The organism is Verrucosispora sioxanthis, assembly GCF_010560025.1.
GTDB classification, from domain to species: Bacteria; Actinomycetota; Actinomycetes; order Mycobacteriales; family Micromonosporaceae; genus Micromonospora; species Micromonospora palythoicola.
Map to the genome: position 1 here is coordinate 896,703 of NZ_SAIY01000001.1, position 16,172 is coordinate 912,874.

The window sequence follows — 16,172 nt, forward strand, 5'->3', positions numbered from 1 at the left end:
ACGATGGTCAACTGATGAGAGGGTGATGAGAGCTCTCGCCATACTCCGGTCGTCCCCTAGTCACAGGAGCAACAATGAAGCGACTGTTACGGATGTCCGGGCTCGCCTCCGCCCTCGCTCTGAGCCTGCTCGTGGCACCCGCCTCAGCCCAGGCCGCACCCGACCACGCCGCCGCCGAGGTCCAGGCGGAGATCGCTGCCAGCGAGGCCGCCATGATCGACGAGGTGACGCTCGCCGCGTCCGGCTGCGGTTCCGTCTGCGACGGCAAGGACCCGGCAACCTTCAAAATCTACACCAGCTACGGCAACTACTACACCTGCGGTCAGGACGCCATAACCCCGACGTCCGGCAGCTACACGTACCGGGTGTCCGACCCGACGGGCAGCGTCGAGCTGCGGTACAGCCCGCGATGCCGCACCGCGTGGGCGCGAACCACCGCGAGCTACGTCGGGATCAAGGTGGTCAGCCGCTACCTCAACGGAAACCACCGCACCACGATGACCGAATACTCCAACAACCACCTCTGGACCGCCATGGTCAACGACGCCGACCTGGAGGCACAGGCCTGCTACTCGGGGACCATCTGTACCCGCTGGTGGTGAGCCCCCACCACGCGCTGCCGGTGACCACGACCGTGGTCGCCGGCAGCCGTGCTCAGACCCGCGCCCGATCCAGGCCGTAGGTGAGCGCGTCGACCAGGGCGTGCCAGCTCGCCTCGACCACGTTGGGATGTACGCCGACAGTGGTCCAGCCACCGCCCCGCCCGTCGGCCGTCTCGACGAGCACCCGGGTCACCGCGCCGGTGCCGTGGCTGCCCTCCAGGATCCGCACCTTGTAGTCGGCCAGCTCGAAGTCCCGCAACTCCGGGTAGTGGCGGCCGAGACCGACCCGCAGCGCCTCGTCCAACGCGTTCACCGGACCGTTGCCCTCGGCCGTGGCGATCACCCGTTCCCCGCGTACCCGGATCTTGACGGTCGCCTCGGAGACGACCGAGCCGTCCTCGCGGTGCTCGACCAGCACCCGGTACGACTCCAGCGCGAAGGGCCGCACCGGCGCGGCGTCCGGCAGCTCGGAGCGGACCAGCAGCTCGAACGAGGCGTCGGCGGCCTCGAAGGACCACCCGCCGGCCTCCAGCTCCTTGACCCGGTTGGTGACCCGGGACAGGGTCTCCGGATGGCCGGCCAGATCCAACCCCAGCTCGCGGCTCTTCAGCTCGATGCTGGCCCGGCCGGCCATCTCGGTGACCAGGATCCGCATGTCGTTGCCGACCACCTCGGGCTCCACGTGGTTGTAGAGCAGCGGATCCACCTTGATCGCGCTCGCGTGCAACCCCGCCTTGTGGGCGAAGGCTGCGGCCCCGGCGTACGCCTGGTGGGTGTCGGGGGCGATGTTGGCGATCTCGGCGATGGCGTGGGAGACCCGCACCATCTGCTCCAGGCAGCCCTCCGGTAGGACCGGCAGCCCGAGCTTGAGTTGGAGATTCGCGACGACCGCGAAGATGTCGGCGTTGCCCGGCCGCTCGCCGTACCCGTTGGCGGTGCCCTGCACGTGCCGGACCCCGGCCTCCACGGCGGCGATGGTGTTGGCCACCGCGCAGGCGGTGTCGTTCTGGGCGTGCATGCCGAGCAGCTCCGGCGCGACACCGATCCGGTCGGTGAGGTCGACGATGGCGGCGGTCACCTGGGACGGCAGCATCCCGCCGTTGGTGTCGCAGAGCACGAACCGCTCGGCGCCCGCCGCGAGGGCGGTCTCCACCACCGACGCGGTGTACGCCGGATCGTGCCGGTAACCGTCGAAGGTGTGCTCACCGTCGACGAAGACCCGACGCCCCTCGGCGACCAGGTGGGCCACCGTGTCGTGGATCATCGCCAGGTTCTCCTTGGCGGTCGTGCGCAACGCCCGCTCGACGTGCCGCAGGTCGGCCTTGGCGACCAGGGCGACCGCCGGGGTCTGCGCGTCGAGCAGGCCACGCACCTGCGGATCGTCGGCGGCTACCGTGCCGGCCCGGCGGGTGGCGCCGAACGCGACGAGCACCGCGTGTCGGAGGTCGAGTTCGGTACGCGCCCGGCGGAAGAACTCGGTGTCCTTCGGCACCGCGCCCGGCCAGCCGCCCTCGATGAACCCCACACCGAACTCGTCGAGCAGCCGCGCCACGGCGAGCTTGTCGACCACCGAGTAGCTGAGCCCCTCCCGCTGGGCGCCGTCGCGCAGCGTGGTGTCGTAGACCTGAAACGTCATGGTGATCCCTTCGTCAGGCACCGGCCGGCGCAACAAAAAGACCCCCCGCGGATGCGGGAGGTCTGCGCGCTCGGCGAGGGGAAGGCCGGCGCGCTAGTTGCCAATAATGCGGGCGGTGCTGGTCACGCCCGGTACTCTGCCACCTCCGGGTCGCTTCTGGGAGGCACAATCCACATCTCGGGACGGCGGGTGGTGGCTGTGCCGGATGGTTTTCCTGGTGTAGAGCGCCCGTGCCGGGGTAGGAGTTTTCGGGACAACGAAACACGTTCCTCCGAGACGGCCCAACCACGGGCCGGGGCAGGAGAATCCCATGGACAGGCTCGACCCCAACACCACGCACACCACGCCCGACCCGGAGCTGCGTGCCGTCGACCAGAGCGTCGTCGCGGGCGGCGCGCCCGCCGGCGCCTTCGACCCCTGGAGCTACCGGGACGAGGCCGGGGTGGCCGGCGCGAACCTGGTCGGCTACAAGGTGGAGGCCAGCGACGGCTCGATCGGCAAGATCGACAGTGACAGCACCGAGGTCAACGCCAGCTACCTGGTGGTGGACACCGGGCCGTGGATCTTCGGCAAGAAGGTGATGCTCCCGGCCGGCACGGTGAACCACGTCGACCACGAGGAGCAGAAGGTCTTCGTCGACCGCACCAAGGACCAGATCAAGGCCGCGCCGGAGTACGACGAGACGGCCACCGACCCGGCCTACCGGGACAAGCTCGGCGGCTACTACAACGACACGTACAGCGCCATGCCGCCCGGTGGCCCGCTCCGGTAGGACACCTGACGACGTGACGGCCGGTGGGACGCTGTTCCACCGGCCGTTACCGTGTCCGGATGGACGCCATTGAGCAGACTCGCAGGATCCCCTTCACCAGGATGTTCAACTTCCGGGACGTGGGCGGCTACCGCGGCCTGGACGGGCGTGCCGTCCGCACCGGACGGCTCTACCGCTCCGACTCGCTGCACGGGATGGATGAGGCCGACCGGGAGGCGTTCGCCGCGCTCGGCGTCCGGACCGTGGTCGACCTGCGCCGCCCGCAGGAGGTCGAGCGATACGGCCGGGTCCCCGACTTCGACGGCCTCACCTACCGGCACATCCACCCGGAGCACGCGCACTGGGAGGAGCGGCCGTACCAGCCTGACACCGATCTGGCCCGCTACCTCGCCGACCGGTACGCCGATCTGGCCCGCACCGGCACCGCCGGTCTCGCCGAGGCGATCGGCCTGATCGCCGACAGCGCGAACGCGCCGGTGGTGGTGCACTGCGTCGCGGGCAAGGATCGCACCGGCATCGTCTGCGGCCTGACCCTCGCGGTGCTCGGCGTCGAGGACGCCGAGATCGCGGCGGACTACGCGCTGAGCACCGAGGCGTCGCAGCGCTTCGCCGCCTGGGTGGCCACCGCCCATCCCGAGGTGCCCGAGCTGCCCGTGCCGTACCTGTCCTCACCGGCCGAGACGATGCTGCTCTTCCTGGCCGAGATCCGGGAGGGGCACGGCTCGGTCGACGACTACCTGCGGCATGCCGGGGTCACCGACGAGCAGCTCGACGCCCTGCGTGACCACCTGCTGACCTAGGCCTGGTTGTCCCAGACCGTGCCCGCGCGAGCTTCATGAGCACGGCAGGACGGTGCAGGGGCCCCGCGCCACGCTCGGCGTGACGACGGGGCCCCGACGAACCGCTCAGAAGACGCGGTGGACCCAGTTGTGCGGGTCCTCGGCCTTGCCCCGCTGGAGGTCCACCAGCTGTTGGCGCAGCGCCATGGTGACGGTGCCCGGCTCTCCGCCGGCGACGGTGAACTCCCCGTCCGGGAAACGCACCTGCCCGATCGGGGTGATCACCGCAGCGGTGCCGCAGGCGAAGACCTCGCGGAGTCGGCCGCTGGCGGCGTCGGTCCGCCAGTCGTCGAAGGTCACCGGCCGCTCCTCGACCCGGTGACCGGCCGCCGCGGCCAGGGTGAGCACCGACTCGCGGGTGATGCCGGGCAGGATCGTGCCGGTGAGCGGCGGAGTGGCGATCGACCCGTCGTCGTAGACGAAGAAGACGTTCATGCCGCCCAGTTCGTCGACGAACCGACGCTCCACGGCGTCGAGGAAGACCACCTGGTCGCAGCCGTGTTCGAGGGCCTCGGCCTGGGCGGCCAGCGAGGCGGCGTAGTTGCCGCCGCACTTGGCCGCGCCGGTGCCGCCGGGCGCGGCGCGGGTGTAGTCGGGCGAGACCCAGACCGTCACCGGCTTGACCCCGCCGGAGAAGTACGCCCCGACGGGCGAGGCGATCACCGAGTAGAGGTACTCGTTGGCCGGACGGACGCCGAGGAAGACCTCGCTGGCGAACATGAACGGCCGCAGGTAGAGGCTGCCGCCGTCGTCGCCGTCGGGAATCCACTCCCGGTCGATCTCGATCAGCCGGTGCAACGAGTCCACGAAGGTCTGCTCCGGCAACGCCGGCATGGCCATCCGGGCGGCGGAGGTGTTGAACCGGGCCGCGTTGGCGTACGGGCGGAACATCGTCACCCCACCGTCGGCCGCCCGGTACGCCTTCATGCCCTCGAAGATCTCCTGCGCGTAGTGCAGCACCGCGCTGGCGGGATCCATCGGGATCGGTGCGCGGGCCTCGACCCGGGCGTCGTACCAGCCCTTGCCGTCGGCGTAGCGGATGGTGACCATGTGGTCGGTGAACACCCGGCCGAACCCGGGGTTTGCCAGCAGCGCAGCCCGGTCGGTGGCGGATACCGGTGCGGGGTTCGGACGGATCTCGAAATCGATCTTGTCACCACCGCTCATCGCGCTGACCTCCCTGGGGACGACGGCATGCGCCGACCGCACGCCGGAAACATGGTTGTGCCAGAAACCTACCCCGAACGGTCGTTCAGCGGATAGGTCCACCGGTGGACAGGTGGCACACCACCGGCGAGTCGCCACCGCCACCCTGGTTCCGCCGAAGCGGCGAGGTGGCCGTGGCCGGTGGGACGCGAACGGTTCAGCCGGCGGCCTGCGCCGCGATCCGGTCGCCCACCTCGGCGGTACGTACCGTTACCTCGGGGCTCCGGCCGGCCAACTCCGCACTGACCGCGGCGGTGATCCGCGCGGCGGCGTCGGCATGCCCGAGTTGGTCGAGCAGCAGGGCCGCCGAGAGTACGGCGGCGACCGGGTCGGCGAGGCCGCGACCGGCGATGTCCGGGGCGGAGCCGTGCACCGGCTCGAACATCGACGGGTACGCCCCGTCGGGGTTGATGCAGCCGCTGGCGGCCAGCCCGATGCCACCGGTCACCGCGGCGGCGATGTCGGTGAGAATGTCGCCGAACAGGTTGTCGGTGACCACCACGTCGTACCGCTGCGGCTGGGTGACCAGGAACATCGCCGCGGCGTCGACGTGCTGGTACTCGGTGGCGATGTCGGGGTGCTCGGCGGCGACCGTCTCGAAGGTGCGCGACCACAGGGAGCCGGCGTGGGTGAGCACGTTCGTCTTGTGCACGAGCGTCACCTTGCGCCGTTCGCGCCGGGCGGCGCGGGCGAAGGCGTCCCGGATCACCCGCTCGACACCGTGCCGGGTGTTCAGGCTCTCCTCGGTGGCGATCTCGGCCGGGGTGCCCCGGTGCAGCGAGCCGCCGGCACCTGCGTACAGGCCCTCGGTGCCTTCCCGGACGACCACCAGGTCGACCTCGCCCGGCTTGACCGCCGCGAGCGGACTTGTCACTCCCGGCCAGAGCCGCGACGGGCGCAGGTTGACGTACTGGTCGAAGGCGAAGCGCAGCTTCAGCAGCAGACCGCGCTCCAGCACGCCGGGCGGCACGGTCGGGTCGCCGACCGCGCCGAGCAGGATCGCGTCGTGTCCGGCCAGCTCGTCGAGCACCGAGTCGGGCAGCACCTCGCCGGTGCGGTGGTAACGTGCCGCACCGAGGTCGTACTCGGTCACCTCGACACCGGGCAGCACCGCGTCGACGACCTTGCGGGCCTCCGCGACCACCTCGGGGCCGATGCCGTCCCCGGCCACCACCGCGATCCGTGCCACGTCCGTCAGCTCCTTAGCTCGAATGGCTCGACGGTACGCCGCCGTCCCGCCCCCCGGTACGAATGTTCCACCTTTCGGGAAATTGGTGACGCACAGCAGCTTCCCAGGCGGCATTCATGGCTCGGTCATCTCCGCTGCCTAGCGTGAGCGTGACGGGCCGGGGGCCCGGGCGAGCGCCGCGACGGGGCGGCACGCGCCGAGGAGAGGGCGGACGCGATGTGGACCGACGAGCAACCACGAACCCGCTGGGTCGATCCGGCGGTCTTCCGCCTCCGCCGGCCCGACCTGCGACTGGGCGCCCGGGAGCAGCGGCCGGACCGCACCGACCTGGTGGCCGGGGACCGGATCGCCGTCCGGCACACCGTTCGCACCTCGACGGCCGCCTACACCCTGCTGCTGAACGCTCCCGAGTGGTTGGGCCGGCGCGGCACCGGCGCGGCGCTGCGTGACGCGGTGGCCGAACTGCGGGCGATCGACCTGACCTACGGCCCGAACCGCCCGGAGAGCCTGGTGTCCCGGCTGCGCCGGGGTGAGATCAGCCCCGAGTCGTACCCGCCGCTGCGCACCTGGTGGACCGCTGCGCCGCGATGCGCGCGGCCACGGACGGCTGGTTCGACGCCTGGGCGGTGCCCGGCGGCTTCGACCGGGTGGCCTGCTCGGCGGGTGGGCGGTCGAGCGGGCCGCAGCCCGGTTGCGCGACGCCGGCATCCACGACTACGCCGTGCTCACCGGCGCCGACCTGGTGGTACGCGGCCAGGCCGGACACGGCGGCCCGTGGCGGATCGCGGTGCACCACCCCACCGATCGGAGCCGGGCCCCGCTGCTGCTGGAGATGACGGCCGGCGCGGTCGGCACCTCCGGGGTGACCGGACGGCAGCGCCACGTGGTGGACCCGCACACCGGCGAGCCGGCCGGGCAGTTGGTCGCCGCGACCGTGGTCGGGCCCGACCTCGCGGTCGCCGACGCCTACGCCACCGCCCTGTACGCCGCCGGGCCGGCGGGACTGGCCTGGTTCCGCCCCGGGTCGGACTACCGGGTGCTCTTCGCCGCAGAGCGCTGAACCGCGCGACCCCACCAGGGGCGTGGGAAAGCAGAGGGCAGAAACACGGATCGGCCTCCACGGTCGCGGCAACGACCGTGGAGGCCGGTCGGCGACGAGTGCGCGTGGCTCGCGCAATCGAGGGGTGCGGGCCGCTCGGCCGGACGTCGACCTCGCCACCCGAAGACGGGCCGGCGCCACGTGCTCGGCAGGTGACCGCACCGGTACGTTATCGAATTGACGCGTTTCGCGGCAAGGGTTCCACAGGGGAGCATCTGCGCAATGCCGGTACCCCAGGCGTTTGCCTGCGGCAGGGTCGTTTTCGACAAGGTGAACCGCAGATGGCACGCTGTCCGCCGTGAGTTTCGATCTGAGCGTGTGGGCCCTGGCGGACGGGGCGACGCCCGAGGACGTACGAGCGGCGGTGCAGCAGTGCCGTAGCGGCCGGCACCACCAGCGTCAGCCGGACCCACGATGCGTGGGCTTCTACCGGGCGATCACCGCCAGCTACCCCGACCAGCCGGCCGGCCCGAACACTCCCTGGGCGGTCGCACCGCTGCACAAGGCGGCCGACCACATCGAGCTGAACCTTGACCCGGCCTGCCCGGACCAGGTGCTGCTCGACATCGAGCGGCTGGCCGGCGAGCACCGGCTGATGCTGTTCGACGCCCAGGACGGTTCGGTCTACCCGCCGCCCGGGTCCGGCTGCCCGGCTGACCTGCCCGCCGGTGCCGGGCGACGGGCCCGACCGCGCAGGCGGGCGCGATGCGCCGACCGAAGCCGGCTCGGTGACCGGACTACGAGGGGCCCGGCCAGTGGCCGGGCCCCGTCGTGGCGTGCCTGCGGCGCGCTACTCGTCGCGCAGGTCGGCGGCGCTGGCCGACGTCGCGCCGATCGAGTCCGCGGCCGAGGTGAGCAGATCGGCACCGAGCGCCTGGTCCACGGTGAGGGTCATCAGCGTCTCACCGCCGGCCTCCCGACGAGCCACCTGCATCGCCGCGATGTTGATGCCGGCCTGACCGAGCAGGGTGCCGACGATGCCGACCACGCCCGGGCGGTCGGCGTAGCGGAGGAAGAGCAGGATGCCCTCGGCGCCGATCTCCACGTCGAAGCCGTCCACCTCGGTCAGCTTGATGACGTCGCGGGGGCCGGCCTGCGCGACGGTGCCGGAGACACTCACCGTCCGACCGTCGGGCAGCGCGCCGCGCACGGTGACCAGGACCGGGTGGTCGACGGTCTCCGCCTGGGTGTTCAGCGACATCTCGACACCGCGCTGCGCGGCCAGGTGCGGAGCGTTGACGTAGGTCACCTGCTCCTCGACCACCGAGCTGAACAGGCCCTTGGTGGCGGCGAGCTTGAGCACCGACACGTCGTGGTCGACGATCTCACCGCGTACCTCGACGGTGACGCTGGCGGCGATCCCGCCGGCCACCGCGGTGAAGGCGCGGCCGAGCTTCTCGGCAAGCGGCAGCAACGGCCGGACGTCCTCGGCCACCACGCCGCCGGCCTGCACGTTCACCGCGTCCGGCACGAACTCGCCCTGCAGGGCCAGCTTCACGCTCTTGGCGACCGCGAGGCCGGCCTTGTCCTGCGCCTCCGCGGTGGAGGCCCCCAGGTGCGGAGTGGCCACCACGTTGTCGAAGGCGAACAGCGGCGAGGAGGTGCACGGCTCCTTGGCGTAGACGTCCACCCCGGCGCCGGCGACCCGACCCTCGGCGAGCGCGTCGGCGAGTGCCTGCTCGTCGATCAGCCCGCCCCGGGCGGCGTTGACGATGCGTACGCCCGGCTTGACGATGGACAGCTCCTTCTCCCCGATCAGGCCCACGGTCTCGGGGGTCTTCGGCAGGTGGATCGAGATGAAGTCGCTCTCCCGCAGCAACTCCTCCAGCCCGACCAGGCGTACGCCGAGCTGCGCGGCCCGGGCCGGCTGGATGTACGGGTCGTACGCGATGAGCCGGGTGCCGAAGGCGGCGATCCGGGAGGCGAAGAGGACGCCGATGCGGCCGAGGCCGACCACGCCGACGGTCTTGCCCTGAAGCTCCACACCGGTGTACTTCGACCGCTTCCACTCCCCCGCCTTCAGCGCTGCGCTGGCGCTGGCGGTGTTGCGGGCGACGGCCAGCAGCAGCGCGACGGCCTGCTCGGCGGCGGAGACGATGTTGGAGGTGGGTGCGTTGACGACCATGACGCCCCGGGCGGTGGCGGCCGGCACCTCGACGTTGTCCAGGCCGACACCGGCCCGGGCCACGACCTTGAGTCGGGGGGCGGCGGCGATCGCCTCGGCGTCGATCTGGGTGGCGCTGCGGACGATGACGGCGTCGGCCTCGGAGAGCGCCGAGAGCAGGGCCGGGCGGTCGGTGCCGTCCACGTGCCGGACGTCGAAGTCGTGGGCGAGCACCTCGATGGCGGCGGGGGCGAGTTCTTCGGCGATCAGTACGACAGGAGTCATTGGTCCTCGTAGATGTCGTCAGAGCGGTCGGCCGGGGGCTGGGCGCTGCGCTGCGCCCGGCGCGCTCCCGGGCCATGGCCGTCAGGTGCCGCCTGGAGCACCTACCCGCGATCGTAGGGTGCGGGTCGCCCGGCGCGCCCCGGAGTGTGGGGTGAGTGCCCTCACAAACCGGACGTGACGTGCGTGTTAACGATCGTTTACCACGTGGGGACAGCACGGCACCCGGCCCCGGCGTCGGGGAGAACGCCGGAGTCGGGTGCCGTTGGGAGAAGCGCTCAGGCGGTCTCGGTGATCGGCCGGTCCACCCAGCTCATCATGCCGCGCAGCTTCGCGCCGGTCTCCTCGATCGGGTGCGCCGCGCCCTCGTTCCGCCACTTGTTGTAGTTGGGCCGCCCGGCCTCATCCTCGGCCACCCACTCGCGGGCGAACTCGCCGTTCTGGATCTCACCGAGGATCTTGCGCATCTCCTCCTTGACCCGGCCGTCGATGACCCGGGGTCCGCGGGAGAGGTCGCCGTACTCGGCGGTGTCGGAGACGCTGTAGCGCATCCGGGCGATACCGCCCTCGTACATCAGGTCCACGATCAGCTTCAGCTCGTGCAGGCACTCGAAGTAGGCCACCTCGGGGGCGTAGCCGGCCTCGGTGAGCACCTCGAAACCGGTCTGCACCAGCGCCGCCGCGCCGCCGCAGAGCACCGCCTGCTCGCCGAAGAGGTCGGTCTCGGTCTCCTCGGTGAAGGTGGTCTTGATCGCGCCGGCCCGGGTGCCGCCGATGCCCTTGGCGTACGACAGGGCCAACGCGAACGCGTCGCCGTTACCGTCCTGCTCCACGGCGACCAGGCAGGGCACGCCCTTGCCGTCGACGTACTGCCGGCGGACCAGGTGACCGGGGCCCTTCGGGGCGACCATCGCCACGTCCACCCCGGCCGGCGGCTTGATCAGCCCGTACCGGATGTTGAAACCGTGCCCGAAGAACAGCGCCTTGCCGGCGCTGAGGTTCGGCGCGATCGACTCGGCGTAGATGTGGCGCTGCGCGGTGTCCGGGGCGAGGATCATGATGACGTCGGCCTCGGCCGCCGCCTCGGCCGGGGTGAGCACCCGCAGCCCCTGCTCCTCGGCCTTCGGTCGGCTCTTCGAGCCCTCCGGCAGGCCGATCACCACGTCGACACCGGAGTCGCGCAGCGACAGCGCGTGCGCGTGCCCCTGGCTGCCGTAACCGATCACGGCGACCTTCTTCGACTGGATCAGGCCCAGGTCGGCGTCGTCGTCGTAGTACACCTCAACGCTCATGACTTCCCTTTCGTACGGCGGCCGCAGCGGCCCGTCGTGGCTGGTGGCCGGCCCCGGTCACCCGGACCCGGGCCGTGGTGGGGTCAGGCGGCCCGCAGGGCCGGGCCGGCGGTGATCGCACGCGAGCCGCGCCCGATCGCCACCAGACCCGACTGGACCATCTCCTTGATGCCGAAGGGCTCAAGGTCGCGCAGCAGCGCGTCGAGCTTGTCCGGGGTGCCGGTCGCCTCGACGGTGAGGGTGTCGGCGGCCACGTCTACCACCCGGGCCCGGAACAGGTTGACCGTCTCCAGGACCTGGCCCCGGGCGTTGCGGTCGGCGCGCACCTTGACCAGCAACAGCTCGCGGGCCACCGAGGTGCCCGGATCCAACTCGACGATCTTCAGTACGTTCACCAGCTTGTTGAGCTGCTTGGTGACCTGCTCCAGCGGCGAGGACTCCGCGTTGACCACGATGGTGATCCGCGAGACGTCCGGGTTCTCGGTCTCGCCGACCGCCAGACTGTCGATGTTGAAGCCGCGCCGGGAGAACAGCCCGGAGACCCGGGCCAGCACGCCGGGCTTGTTCTCCACCAGGACGGAGAGGGTGTGGATGGTCATCAGATATCGTCCTCGTCGAAGGCCGGGCGGACGCCGCGGGCGAACATGATCTCGTCGTTGCTGGTGCCGGCCGGGACCATCGGCCAGACCATGGCGTCCTTGCCGACCACGAAGTCGATCACCACCGGTCGGTCGTTGATGGACATGGCCATCTCGATGGTCCGATCCACGTCCTCGGCGGTCTCGCAGCGCAGCCCCACGCAGCCCAGCGCCTCGGCCAGCTTGACGAAGTCCGGAATGCGGTGCTTGTGGGTGCCGAGGTCGGTGTTGGAGTAGCGCTCGTCGTAGAAGAGCGTCTGCCACTGCCGAACCATGCCGAGGTTGCCGTTGTTGATGACCGCGATCTTGACCGGGATGCCCTCCAGCGCGCAGGTGGCCAACTCCTGGTTGGTCATCTGGAAGCAACCGTCGCCGTCGATGGCCCAGACCACCGTGTCCGGTCGGCCCACCTTGGCGCCCATCGCCGCCGGCACCGCGTAGCCCATGGTGCCAAGTCCACCGGAGTTGAGCCAGGTCTGCGGCTTCTCGTACGAGATGAACTGGGAGGCCCACATCTGGTGCTGTCCGACACCCGCGACGTAGATCGTGTCCGGTCCGGCGATCTCCCCCAGTCGCTTGATCACGTACTGCGGGGAGAGGGTGCCGTCGGACGGCTCCTCGTAGCCCAGCGGGTAGCGCTCGCGCAGGTCGTCGAGCTGCGTCCACCAGTCACTGAGGTCGGTGGTACGGCCCGCCGCGCGCTCGGCGGTGACCGCCGCCAGCAGCTCGTCGATGACGTGCCGGGCGTCGCCGACGATCGGCACGTCCGCGTGCCGGTTCTTGCCGATCTCAGCGGGATCGATGTCGGCGTGCACCACCGTGGCGTCCGGCGCGAACGAGTCCAGCTTCCCGGTGACCCGGTCGTCGAACCGGGCGCCCAGCGCCACGATCAGGTCCGCCTTCTGCAGCCCGTAGACCGCGGCGACGGTGCCGTGCATGCCCGGCATGCCCAGGTGCTGCCGGTGCGAGTCGGGAAACGCGCCGAGCGCCATCAGCGTGGTGATCACCGGGATGCCGGTCATCTCGGCCAGCTTGCGCAGACCCTCGGTGGCGCCGGCCTTGAGCACGCCGCCGCCGACGTAGAGCACCGGTCGGCGGGCGGCGCTGATCAGCCGTGCCGCCTCGCGGATCTGCTTACCGTGCGGGTGCAGGGTGGGCCGGTAGCCGGGCAGGTCCAGGGTGGGCGGCCAGGCGAAGGTCGTCGACGCCTGGAGAACGTCCTTGGGGATGTCCACCAGGACCGGGCCGGGGCGCCCGGTCGAGGCCAGGTGGAACGCCTCGGCCAGCACCCGGGGAATCTCGCTGCCGTCCTGCACCAGGAAGTTGTGCTTGGTGATCGGCAGGGTGATGCCCTGGATGTCCGCCTCCTGGAAGGCGTCCGTGCCGATCGACGGGCGGGCCACCTGACCGGTGATCGCCACCAGCGGCACCGAGTCCATGTACGCGTCCGCGATCGGGGTGACCAGGTTCGTCGCGCCCGGACCGGAGGTGGCGATGCACACCCCGACCCGGCCGGTGGCCTGGGCGTAACCGGTGGCGGCATGACCGGCGCCCTGCTCGTGCCGGACCAGGATGTGCCGCACGGTCGAGTCGTAGAGCGGGTCGTACGCCGGCAGGATCGCGCCGCCCGGGATGCCGAAGACGACGTCTACGCCGAGTGCCTCCAGGGAGCGCACCAGCGAGCCGGCACCGGACACCTGGGCCGGGGCGGGACGGGCCGCCGGAACGGCCGGCGAGGCGGCGCGGGTGCGGTCGGCGTCACTCGGCGCCTCGGCGGCGGTGCGGGCGCGCCGGGCGGAGTGGGCGAGCGTCTCGGGCGTGGGTCTCGTCATGGCGGTTGGCCTTCGGCTGAAGTGGGTGGGGCTGCTCACACTGTGGAACGCGGGCGAGGCCGGCGTTCGATTGGTTCGACGGCAAGAAAAAGGCCCACGTGCCAGATGCACGGGGCCAGCGCACTCTCAGTCAGGGAGAGTGCGCTCAGGTAAGTACTCGCAGCGACCGGTACGACGACATGGGCTCAAGACTGACGCATCTCATGCGATGAGTCAACTGATCCCACATTTTGGTTCACGGACCTCGGCGCGTCGCCGCCCGGCGCGCCGATCCGACCGGGCATGACCTGGCCGGGGACGCCCTCGCCCCGACGCTGAAGGGGCGGTCCGACGGGTCGAGCAACCGCGCTGTCAGCCGCCGGACGGGCCGGGCGGGCACCCGGCGACGTCGCCGCGTCCAGCATCGCCTCCAGGTGCTCCGCCGGTACGCCCCAGCCGAACAACGCACCCTGGCCGAACCGGCAACCGGCGGCCACCACCGCGGCCAACTCTGTGGGAGTGGTCACCCCCTCGGCGATCACCTCCAGGCCGAACTGGTGGCCCAACCGCATCACGATGTCGACCATCGGGGCGAAGGCCGGACCGTCGCGCCCTTCCGGCTGGACCGGCTCGTGCTCCGCCACCAGTCCGTGATCGATTTTGAGAATGTCGATCGGCAGCCGGCGGAGCTGGTTGAGCGAGGAGTAGCCGGCGCCGAAGTCGTCGAGGGCGATCCGCACACCGGTCAGCCGCAGCGCGGTCAGCCGCCGGATCAGCTCGTCGAGGTCGGTGGCGACCGCGTGCTCGGTGATCTCCAGCACCAGCCGCTGCGGCGGCACGTGATGGGCGCGCAGCGCCTCGGCGACCTGCACCACGTACTCGGGGGCGTGCAGCTCACGCGGGGAGACGTTCACCGACACCCAGACGTCGTGACCCTCGGCCAGCCAGCGGGACAGCTGGTAGCAGGCCTGGTGCAGCACCCAGGCACCGAGCCTGGCGATCATCCCGCTCTCCTCGGCGAGGGGGATGAACTCGTCCGGTCGTACGTTGCCCAGCTCCGGGTGACGCCAGCGCAGCAGCGCCTCCGCGCCGACCGGGCGTACCGACGGCAGGGAGGCCACCGGCTGGAACACCAGCCGCAACTCGTCCCGCTCGATCGCACCGCGCAGCTCGTGCTCGAGCGTGGTGCGGCGGCGCAGCAGCCGGTCGTACGCGCCGTCGTAGCGCTCGATCCGGTTCTTGCCACGTTGCTTGGCGTAGCGCAGCGCCAGATCCGCGTGCCGCAGCAGCAGCTCGACGTCGGGCTCGTCGGCCCAACCCGCCAGGCCGATGCTGACCGACAGGAAGACGGGTGCCTCTGGCTGCTCGTAGGCGCCGCCGAGAACCCGCAACAGTCGTTCCGCGACCACCCCAGCTCCCGCCGGGCCACCGTGCATGAGCACCGCGAACTCGTCGCCACCGAGCCGGGCCGCCAGATCACCGGGGCGAAGGTTGCCCCGCAACCGCCGGCCCACCTCGGCGAGCACGGCGTCGCCGACGTCGTGCCCCCGCATGTCGTTGACGTTCTTGAAGCCGTCCAGGTCCAACCCGAGCAGCACGCACGGCACCCGTTCCTCCGCGCTGCGGTGCAGGGCCCGCAGCAGGCCGCGACGGTTGGCCAGCCCGGTGAGCGCGTCGGTGTGCGCGAGCTGCCGGAAGTGCGCCTCCCGGTCGGCCAGCCGGCGGGCGTAGGCCCGCACGTCGTGCAGGGTGAGGTACTGCCGGGCGACCAGGGCGAACCCCTCGACGCTGCCGGCCGCGATGGCCAACCCGTCGAACCGGCCGTCCTGCAGGAGGTGGTACATCGCCGAGGCGGCCATGGCGCCCATCGGCACGAAGGCGTACTCGCCGTCGCGACGGATCACGTCGATGGCGAGCTGGCCCGGCGGATCGATCCGGTACGCCGCCACCGCCGCGATCAGCAGCCCGACGGCCAGGATCACCGCGCCGGTCAGCGCCAGGCCGGGCCCGGCCTGGCAGAGCCCGGCCGCGACACCCAGCCCGCCGACCGACGCGGCGGTGATCCCGGTGCCGAGCACGGCCAGGCAGCGTCGGGGCGGGGGCGCCCGGAGCACCATGATCGCGGAGAGGCCGGCGCTCAACGCCACGCTGACCGAGGCGAGCAGGATCGACGGGCAGGCGGTCGGCGTCGCGTCGCCGAGCAGCCGGGTCGGCTCGGAGAACAGCACCCAGCCGACGAACCAGAGCGCTGCGCCCACGATCACGCCGTCCAGCGCGAGCCGGGCCGCCGAGGGCACCGACCCGGTCACCCCGGGCAGGCGGAGCAGGCCGAAGCAGAACAGCAGGCCGCCGGTGGCCGTGCCGAGCGCCACCAGGGTGGCCCACGTGCTGCGATGCTGCTGCTCGTGCGCCCAGTGCTCGCTCGCGGTCACCGCGACCGCCGCACCGACCAGCATGGTCACCGCCGCGAACGCGCCGCCGACGGCCAGCACCACGTACGCCGGACGATGCGGCGCGGCCCGGCGCCGGACGGCGGCGGCGAGCAGCACGCCGGCCGTCAGGGCGATGAGCGCGCTCAGCACCGCAGCGCCGATCATGGCCGGGGGTGTGTGCACACCCTCAACTGTGCCGGATCGACGCCCGCTGTGGGGATCGGGTGTGCATCTGTTGGGACACGGCGCGACGCCCGTGTCCGGACCGGC

General features: G+C 71.5%; 11 protein-coding genes and 2 pseudogenes. 5 read left to right on the forward strand and 8 right to left on the reverse strand.

Going from position 1 to position 16,172, the window contains the following annotated elements:
• The first annotated feature begins 74 nt into the window (after nt 1–74).
• Nucleotides 75–602 carry a DUF2690 domain-containing protein gene (locus tag ENC19_RS04175; protein ID WP_164445759.1) on the forward strand — a complete coding sequence of 176 codons (528 nt, stop codon included), beginning with the start codon at nt 75–77 and terminating at the stop codon, nt 600–602.
• Between the two features lie 52 nt (nt 603–654).
• Here ENC19_RS04175 and cimA read toward each other — a convergent pair whose 3' ends face one another.
• On the reverse strand, nt 655–2,238 hold the full coding sequence (gene cimA / locus ENC19_RS04180; protein WP_164445760.1) for a citramalate synthase: 1,584 nt from the start codon (nt 2,236–2,238) through the stop codon (nt 655–657).
• Between the two features lie 310 nt (nt 2,239–2,548).
• Here cimA and ENC19_RS04185 point away from each other — a divergent pair, with 310 nt between their 5' ends.
• Nucleotides 2,549–3,010, forward strand: a complete 462-nt coding sequence (locus tag ENC19_RS04185) for a PRC-barrel domain-containing protein (RefSeq protein WP_164445761.1) — start codon at nt 2,549–2,551, stop codon at nt 3,008–3,010.
• Nucleotides 3,011–3,069: 59 nt separating this feature from the next.
• On the forward strand, nt 3,070–3,810 hold the full coding sequence (locus tag ENC19_RS04190) for a tyrosine-protein phosphatase (protein WP_164445762.1): 741 nt from the start codon (nt 3,070–3,072) through the stop codon (nt 3,808–3,810).
• 105 nt (nt 3,811–3,915) lie between these two features.
• On the opposite strand, the gene ENC19_RS04195 is transcribed toward ENC19_RS04190, so the two are convergent.
• Nucleotides 3,916–5,016: a branched-chain amino acid aminotransferase gene (locus ENC19_RS04195; protein WP_164445763.1), complete on the reverse strand. Its 1,101-nt coding sequence runs from the start codon at nt 5,014–5,016 to the stop codon at nt 3,916–3,918.
• 196 nt (nt 5,017–5,212) lie between these two features.
• Nucleotides 5,213–6,244, reverse strand: a complete 1,032-nt coding sequence (locus ENC19_RS04200; RefSeq protein ID WP_164445764.1) for a 3-isopropylmalate dehydrogenase — start codon at nt 6,242–6,244, stop codon at nt 5,213–5,215.
• 216 nt (nt 6,245–6,460) lie between these two features.
• Between ENC19_RS04200 and ENC19_RS04205 the strand changes: the two are divergent.
• Nucleotides 6,461–7,304, forward strand: a pseudogene (locus ENC19_RS04205) (FAD:protein FMN transferase).
• 337 nt (nt 7,305–7,641) lie between these two features.
• Nucleotides 7,642–7,980, forward strand: a pseudogene (locus tag ENC19_RS29835) (hypothetical protein); the annotation flags it as partial.
• 153 nt (nt 7,981–8,133) lie between these two features.
• On the opposite strand, the gene serA reads toward ENC19_RS29835, so the two are convergent.
• The 5 genes from serA to ENC19_RS04235 form a co-directional block, all read right to left on the reverse strand.
• Nucleotides 8,134–9,732 carry a phosphoglycerate dehydrogenase gene (serA, locus tag ENC19_RS04215; protein ID WP_164445765.1) on the reverse strand — a complete coding sequence of 533 codons (1,599 nt, stop codon included), beginning with the start codon at nt 9,730–9,732 and terminating at the stop codon, nt 8,134–8,136.
• 275 nt (nt 9,733–10,007) lie between these two features.
• On the reverse strand, nt 10,008–11,021 hold the full coding sequence (ilvC, locus tag ENC19_RS04220; protein ID WP_164445766.1) for a ketol-acid reductoisomerase: 1,014 nt from the start codon (nt 11,019–11,021) through the stop codon (nt 10,008–10,010).
• 83 nt (nt 11,022–11,104) lie between these two features.
• Nucleotides 11,105–11,620: an acetolactate synthase small subunit gene (gene ilvN / locus ENC19_RS04225; RefSeq protein WP_093401760.1), complete on the reverse strand. Its 516-nt coding sequence runs from the start codon at nt 11,618–11,620 to the stop codon at nt 11,105–11,107.
• Nucleotides 11,620–13,491: an acetolactate synthase large subunit gene (locus ENC19_RS04230; RefSeq protein ID WP_164445767.1), complete on the reverse strand. Its 1,872-nt coding sequence runs from the start codon at nt 13,489–13,491 to the stop codon at nt 11,620–11,622. The genes ilvN and ENC19_RS04230 overlap by 1 nt, the downstream gene beginning before the upstream one ends.
• Nucleotides 13,492–13,676: 185 nt before the next feature.
• Nucleotides 13,677–16,085: a putative bifunctional diguanylate cyclase/phosphodiesterase gene (locus tag ENC19_RS04235; RefSeq protein ID WP_164445768.1), complete on the reverse strand. Its 2,409-nt coding sequence runs from the start codon at nt 16,083–16,085 to the stop codon at nt 13,677–13,679.
• Nucleotides 16,086–16,172 lie beyond the last annotated feature (87 nt).

Bases quoted from the DNA above. Each gene is read 5' to 3' on its own strand.
- cimA (WP_164445760.1), bottom strand. From the start codon at position 2,238: ATGACGTTTCAGGTCTACGACACCACGCTGCGCGACGGCGCCCAGCGG.
- ilvC (WP_164445766.1), bottom strand. From the start codon at position 11,021: ATGAGCGTTGAGGTGTACTACGACGACGACGCCGACCTGGGCCTGATC.
- ENC19_RS04230 (WP_164445767.1), bottom strand. From the start codon at position 13,491: ATGACGAGACCCACGCCCGAGACGCTCGCCCACTCCGCCCGGCGCGCC.
- ENC19_RS04195 (WP_164445763.1), bottom strand. From the start codon at position 5,016: ATGAGCGGTGGTGACAAGATCGATTTCGAGATCCGTCCGAACCCCGCA.
- ENC19_RS04190 (WP_164445762.1), top strand. From the start codon at position 3,070: ATGGACGCCATTGAGCAGACTCGCAGGATCCCCTTCACCAGGATGTTC.
- ENC19_RS04175 (WP_164445759.1), top strand. From the start codon at position 75: ATGAAGCGACTGTTACGGATGTCCGGGCTCGCCTCCGCCCTCGCTCTG.
- ENC19_RS04185 (WP_164445761.1), top strand. From the start codon at position 2,549: ATGGACAGGCTCGACCCCAACACCACGCACACCACGCCCGACCCGGAG.
- serA (WP_164445765.1), bottom strand. From the start codon at position 9,732: ATGACTCCTGTCGTACTGATCGCCGAAGAACTCGCCCCCGCCGCCATC.
- ilvN (WP_093401760.1), bottom strand. From the start codon at position 11,620: ATGACCATCCACACCCTCTCCGTCCTGGTGGAGAACAAGCCCGGCGTG.